General features: G+C 32.2%; 6 protein-coding genes. 4 read left to right on the top strand and 2 right to left on the bottom strand.

All coding sequences use genetic code 11. From position 1 onward, the window contains the following. Positions 1-143: 143 nt before the first annotated feature. Together CN514_RS23695 and CN514_RS23700 are read right to left on the bottom strand one after the other, a co-directional pair. Complete coding sequence (locus CN514_RS23695) at positions 144-1,013, bottom strand: Cof-type HAD-IIB family hydrolase (RefSeq protein ID WP_098234676.1); 870 nt, start codon at positions 1,011-1,013, stop codon at positions 144-146. 208 nt (positions 1,014-1,221) lie between these two features. Next, a complete protein-coding gene (locus tag CN514_RS23700; protein WP_097973772.1) occupies positions 1,222-1,578 on the bottom strand; it encodes a YlbF/YmcA family competence regulator in 357 nt (118 codons plus the stop codon). A 173-nt stretch (positions 1,579-1,751) separates the two neighbouring features. Between CN514_RS23700 and CN514_RS23705 the strand changes: the two genes are divergently transcribed. The 4 genes from CN514_RS23705 to CN514_RS26250 all read left to right on the top strand — a co-directional run. Next, positions 1,752-2,846, top strand: coding sequence for a YheC/YheD family endospore coat-associated protein (locus CN514_RS23705; RefSeq protein WP_098234677.1), 1,095 nt, complete (start codon positions 1,752-1,754; stop codon positions 2,844-2,846). An 18-nt stretch (positions 2,847-2,864) separates the two neighbouring features. Next, on the top strand, positions 2,865-3,950 hold the full coding sequence (locus CN514_RS23710; protein ID WP_097973775.1) for a YheC/YheD family endospore coat-associated protein: 1,086 nt from the start codon (positions 2,865-2,867) through the stop codon (positions 3,948-3,950). Beyond that, positions 3,950-5,305 carry a YheC/YheD family endospore coat-associated protein gene (locus tag CN514_RS23715; RefSeq protein WP_286141814.1) on the top strand — a complete coding sequence of 452 codons (1,356 nt, stop codon included), beginning with the start codon at positions 3,950-3,952 and terminating at the stop codon, positions 5,303-5,305. The genes CN514_RS23710 and CN514_RS23715 overlap by 1 nt, the downstream gene beginning before the upstream one ends. Continuing rightward, positions 5,302-5,910 (top strand): YheC/YheD family protein (locus tag CN514_RS26250; protein WP_353652092.1); only part of this gene is annotated, 609 nt, incomplete at its 3' end. The genes CN514_RS23715 and CN514_RS26250, both read left to right, overlap by 4 nt.

Below are 5,910 nucleotides of genomic sequence, written 5' to 3' on the forward strand. Positions count from 1 at the left end.
CTTTAATATATATTTTCATTTTATTATCACCTTTTTAAGTTATCACTTAAGTATAAAATTAAAGAGTAACGAGGTCAATTATTTAAAATTCACTGAAAAAGCCTGGTTTTCGAAGAGAATTCTCTTGAAAGCCAGGCTTTTATTTATTTTTCGATTTTTAAATGTGTTTTTAAGAATGGCAGTGGGAATTGTTTCCTGAAATGCTCCTTGATCATATAGGGAACACCATTTTGATCATTTGATCTTGTAATCCAGTCTGCAACTTTTTTAATCTCTACAGGAGCATTTGACATAGCAACTCCTAAACCTGCATGCTCGATTAATGGTAAATCACTGTAATTATCTCCGATTACAACCATTTCGTGATAAGAAATTCCTAAATGTTCACCTAATCGTTTTAATCCTGAATATTTTGAAATTCCTTTTCGGACGATTTCAATTTTACGATCTTCATCACATAAGCAATCAAGATGTGGATACTTTGCATTCAGTTCTTTTTTCACTTTATTTTTCTCTACCTCATCAGAGAAATAACATTCGATTTTTAACGGTGATATTGAATTTTCCAGAATGCTATCTGAAAGTGATTCAACAAATTGGATTGGATAAAAGACAGGATCAGCATTTGATAAAACTGCTTTTGCCACTAAATTAGATTGTAATTTTTTTCGATTTCCAATTGAAAAATGTTCATGTGACAACCGAATATTACAATCATATTTTTCTAGTTTTTTAACGATGTCATAAGCTTCTTCCTCTTCAATTCTCTTTTCAAATAATGGTTCATCAAGCTTTGAAGAGATAAAGGCACCTGAGTGAGAGACCAAAAGGTTATTAACCTTAAGAGCTTTTGCGATTTTTTTTGTAGCTTGAAAATTTCTACTTGTATATAAGGTTACATAAATCCCTTTGTCTTGAACGTATTCAACAGCTTCTTTCGATTCTTTTGAGAGTTTTCCATTGGATTGCAATAAAGTACCATCTATATTAATTGCAAGTAACTTATAAATCACTTAATCTCCCCCATTTCGCGAAGAAATACCTTACTAGAATATATGACATGCTTCATTTAATTAGAACATTATAGGCTGTTATTATATCCATTCTGTAAAAAAAGACTCCAATTAAATGAAGTCTCTCTTATGTACAAAGAAGGATTTAAAAAAAGGCAGGAAAAAGTAAAAGAATGAATGATCCTCTTCTTATCCTGCCTTTTAAATATTAAAGTTCAAGTAAAGCTTTATAAAATTCTTCTAATGGACTCATGACAATTTTATTTACATCTTGGATGACTAAATTTAGTCTTTGTTCCACTTGCATTAAGTTTGCAATTAAAGGATTTTGAGACACTCTTGCAACAATTTCTTGTCCTTTTGCATTTTCTTCAGGTGTAACTGCTTCACCTTGATACATTTTTTGTTGCATCGCTTTTTGGAAGTTTTGAAATTCCATAAATAATGGTTTTGCATTTGGATCAGCTAATACTTGTGAGTAAAGTGATTGTAAGTTTTTAAATTCTGGTTGCTCCTTAAAAGCGTTTTGTAGTGAGTATGCAATATCATAAATATTTACAGCCATGTTACTACCTCCTATAAACTTTTGTATCTCCACTATAGCAAACATTCTATTATATGTCAGTCTTTCTAAAACAAATCAAACTTTCTTCCCTAAAAATTTCCTAAATACATTCACCAACTAGGCGAATATCACATAGTATACAACGACAATTATTTTGGAAAGGAGGAGAATCATTGCAATCTTTTCCTAAAAATCAAGAACCCCAATCATTTGTTATAGTAACTGATTCGATCAATGAGGAGTCATTAAATCCGCTCGGTTCAATAACGACACTTTGTGAGGAACTATCAGAGTTATGCGGAGACTCTGATATTGATTTCTATGTAACGACATTTAAAAAACTACTAACGAATGAATTAAAAGGATATAAGCGTTCAGATAATGGCTGGACTTTAATGAATGTACCTGCCCCTTCAATCATTCATAATCGAATTCATTCAAGAAGACTTGAACGAACGAAAGAGTTTAAATTACTTAATTCTTCGCTAACAAGTCAACAAATACCTTTTTTTAATGCTCGCTTCTTAAATAAGCTTGAAGTTTTTAAAGCTCTGATTGATTCAGCCTATATAAAGCCATACGTTCCATACACTGAGGAATGCTGCTCAGTCGAACAAGTAGAGAATTTTATTCAAAAATATGAAACGGTTTTTATTAAACCAATTCATGGTAGCCAAGGTAAAAACATTTTTAAGGTTTCAAAAGATAAAGATTTGTATCGTTTAAAGAATAGCCAAAATTCCGAAGTAGAAGTTGAATATAAATCAATTTCTCAACTATTTCACCCAATTAAACAGCAATTAAGTAAGCGGACTTTTATTATCCAAGAAGGCTTACCTTTAATCAGTAAGGATGATCGACTTGTTGATTTTAGATTTTTATGTCATAAAAATAAATTTAATAAATGGGAAGTAACTTCAACTGTAGCTAGGCTCGGTCATCCTACGCAGTTTGTAAGCAATTTGGCACGCGGGGGAGACCTTCAAAAAATTGATGAATTTTTAAGTCAATATTTACCAAAGAAAGAGCGAATTCACTTTAAAAAGTTAATGATTGAATTAGCCATCGAATGCTGTATATGTATAGACTCCTCCTTTGATGGATTATTCGCGGAGTTTGGTGTGGATCTCGCTATAGACCATGAATTTAACCCTTGGGTTATCGAAATAAATTCAAAGCCTTCTAAGGATTTACAAGTTTCAGACCCAATTCAAAAAATTAGACCTTCAACAAAAGCTATTTTTTCTCTTGTTCAATCATATTTATAAGTACAAGGAGTGAAAAGAATGAGAATAGGTTATTTATCTCTTAAAGAAAGACAAGAAGGTGAATACGTTCAGCATATGGCGAAAGAAGCAAGTAAACTTGGTTACGAATTCGTTCAATTTACCCCTTTTAATATTCAACCAGCTACTGAAGAAATTATGGGCTGGAAGTATATAGCTGAAACAGAACAATGGGAGAAAACAACATTTGAAATACCGAATTATATTTATGATCGTTGCTTCTATTCCCCAAGTATTAAAAGCAAGCAGGCAAAGCCTATTGTTGACTGGCTAAAAAAACGTAAAGACATCACTTTTTTAGGATATGGACTACCAGGAAAATGGGAAACTTATCAGGCTCTAGCAACTGATGAAAGTTTAAATCCATATATCCCGAAAACAAAAAAATTATTACACTTAGCTGTATTCTTTGAAGAACTTAGAAAAACGCGCAAACTCGTTATTAAGCCGATCCATGGTTCAAGAGGAATCAATATTTATTTTATTACGTTAAGTGCCTATTCAATTAGTGTTTCAACACAAAAACAAAAGGAAGTAATTGAAACTGTTTACGAAACACGCGATGAATTTTTTGAGTGGCTACAACCGATTGTTGAATCAAAAGGATATGTTTATCAAAATTATCTAGACCTCCAAACTAAATCACGTGAAGCATTTGATTTAAGGATCCTATTACAAAAAAATGAAAAAGGTGAGTGGCAAGCAGTTGGAAAAGGTGTGCGCATCGGTCAACCTAATTCAATTGTTGCAAATTTAAGTGCAGGAAGTAATGCAGTTCCATTTGAAGAATGGATTACTCAATTTAATCAAAGAACTGCTTTAATATTACAGCAAGATATTGAAACAATTTGCAAACAATTACCAGTCACCCTTGAAAAGAATTTTCTTCCTTTATTTGAAATTGGTTTAGATTTAGGCATCGATTCAAATCAAGCCATCTGGATTTTAGATGTTAATTCAAAGCCTGGTAGAAAAGTTCTGCTTCAAACCGACCCTTCTATCCAACAAAAGCTCTACTCAGCACCAATTCAGTATTGTTTACATTTACAATCGAAATCTAAAAGTGAAAGAAGTGAAATTAAATAATGAATGAAGTTTATAAAATCGTTACTCATCGACAGAGTAAGAATCTAGTATGTATCCCCGAAGAGCTTACTACTTCTAGAAATATTGAATATATTGCTTTTGGTCAGAAAAAATACCCTTGTCAACTAGTTACGATGAATACACTTCACAATATTATTTCTATATCAGAGCATTTAGTTGAAATGCTCTGTATACCTTTTGAAGGTTCTATTGAGCCCATTGTTATTGGAAATACTTTACAGCTCGGGCCACTAGTCGGTATTTTCACCGCCGGCTTTACTGAGTCACTACTTCGCCCTATAGGTGATCGTAGCTTTATGTTTGCAAACATAATTGCTGAAAATAATCACAAAAATAGCTTTATATTCGTATTTGGTACTCACGGAATCGATTGGGAATCTGAAACCATTCAAGGTTATTTCTTTACGAATAAAAGATGGACCAAAGAGGTCGTTCCTTTTCCAACGGTTATTTATAATAGGTTACCTAATCGAAAAGTTGAGGTTCATAAATCAATTAAACGAGTACGACAAAAACTAGAAAAAGAATACAAAATCCCATGGTTTAATCCTGGATTCTTCAATAAATGGGACTTATATGTAAAATTAAAAAATGAAGAATCAGTTGCACATTATCTCCCGAAAACAGTAAAGTTCCATAATTTTGATACGATTGAAGAATTATTATCGCAATACCAATTTGTATATGTAAAACCCGAAAATGGTAGCCTCGGTTCAAAAGTTATTTTAATTCGTTACCACCGAGATGAAGGAATTTATTATTGTAGATATCGTGATTTTGAAACAAATAAACTTCAAAAATTCTCATCACTTCAATCTTTAATTAATCATGTTTTTCGTAGCACGAAGTTACACGACTTCATTGTACAACAAGGTATTTCACTAATTCGTTACGAGCATCAGCCTGTCGATTTCCGAGTTCATACAAACAAGGATGCGTTAGGAAAATGGCATGTAACAGTTATTGCCGCAAAAGTAGCAGGAAAAGGTAGCACAACTACCCACTTAAATAATGGTGGTCGAGTGAAAACACTTGAAGAATTATTTGATCAGGAAAAAGCGAAAAGAATACATGATAAATTATCTACAGCAGCATTAAAAATTAGTGAATCTTTAGATCGTCAAGTAGATGGTCATATCGGAGAAATTGGATTTGATATAGGTGTTGATAAGGATGAAAAAATTTGGCTTTTCGAAGCGAATTCTAAACCTGGAAGATCAATCTTTTCAAATCCTAGTTTCCAAGAAAATGACAAACAGATAAAAAAACTTTTTTTGGAATATGCTACTCATCTTTCCAAAAAAGGTAATGAACTCGAGGTTTCAATGAAATGATCTCTGTTTTTTATCATCTTGATAAAAATACTTGGTCACATGACCATAGTGAATCAAGATATTCCATAGGCCATAATCGGCTTACTATATTACCATCCCAAGACGATTGTTCAAATTCCATTCAATTTCAGGTAAAAAAAACCGGAACACATTTAGGCCCTATTATCGGTATTTTAACAAACGAAGATCGGCTACCTTTTAGTGGAAATATTAAGACCTTTAAAAGAATTTGTAAGAAGGTGTTAACTGAAGGCGGTATACCTATCATAATAACCCCTACCGCCCTCTCTGGTAATTCGGTTAAATGCTATACGTTTTGTTTTAAAACAAAAAAATGGCTTAAACTATTTTCCCCTTTACCAGACGTAATTTACAATCGCATCCCATCTGTACAGTACGAATCTAACGAGGATTATAAAAATTTCCGAGTAAGAATCTCAGAACTAAACATTCCTTTTTTTAACGAATCATATCTCTCAAAAATACAAACAACGTCAATATTATCTTCAAACGACTTTTTAAAAAGTTATATACCAAAAACAATCGATTTAACTAGCGAAAAAGATTTATATTTCTATTTAAAAAAATGGAAATTTCTATATATC

Origin of the sequence: Bacillus sp. AFS001701 (assembly GCF_002559405.1) — a bacterium.
Lineage (GTDB): Bacteria > Bacillota > Bacilli > Bacillales > Bacillaceae_G > Gottfriedia.

What these genes read in the sequence shown, in the direction of transcription:
- CN514_RS23700 (WP_097973772.1), bottom strand. Translation starts at nt 1,578, where the DNA reads ATGGCTGTAAATATTTATGATATTGCATACTCACTACAAAACGCTTTT.
- CN514_RS23710 (WP_097973775.1), top strand. Translation starts at nt 2,865, where the DNA reads ATGAGAATAGGTTATTTATCTCTTAAAGAAAGACAAGAAGGTGAATAC.
- CN514_RS23715 (WP_286141814.1), top strand. Translation starts at nt 3,950, where the DNA reads ATGAATGAAGTTTATAAAATCGTTACTCATCGACAGAGTAAGAATCTA.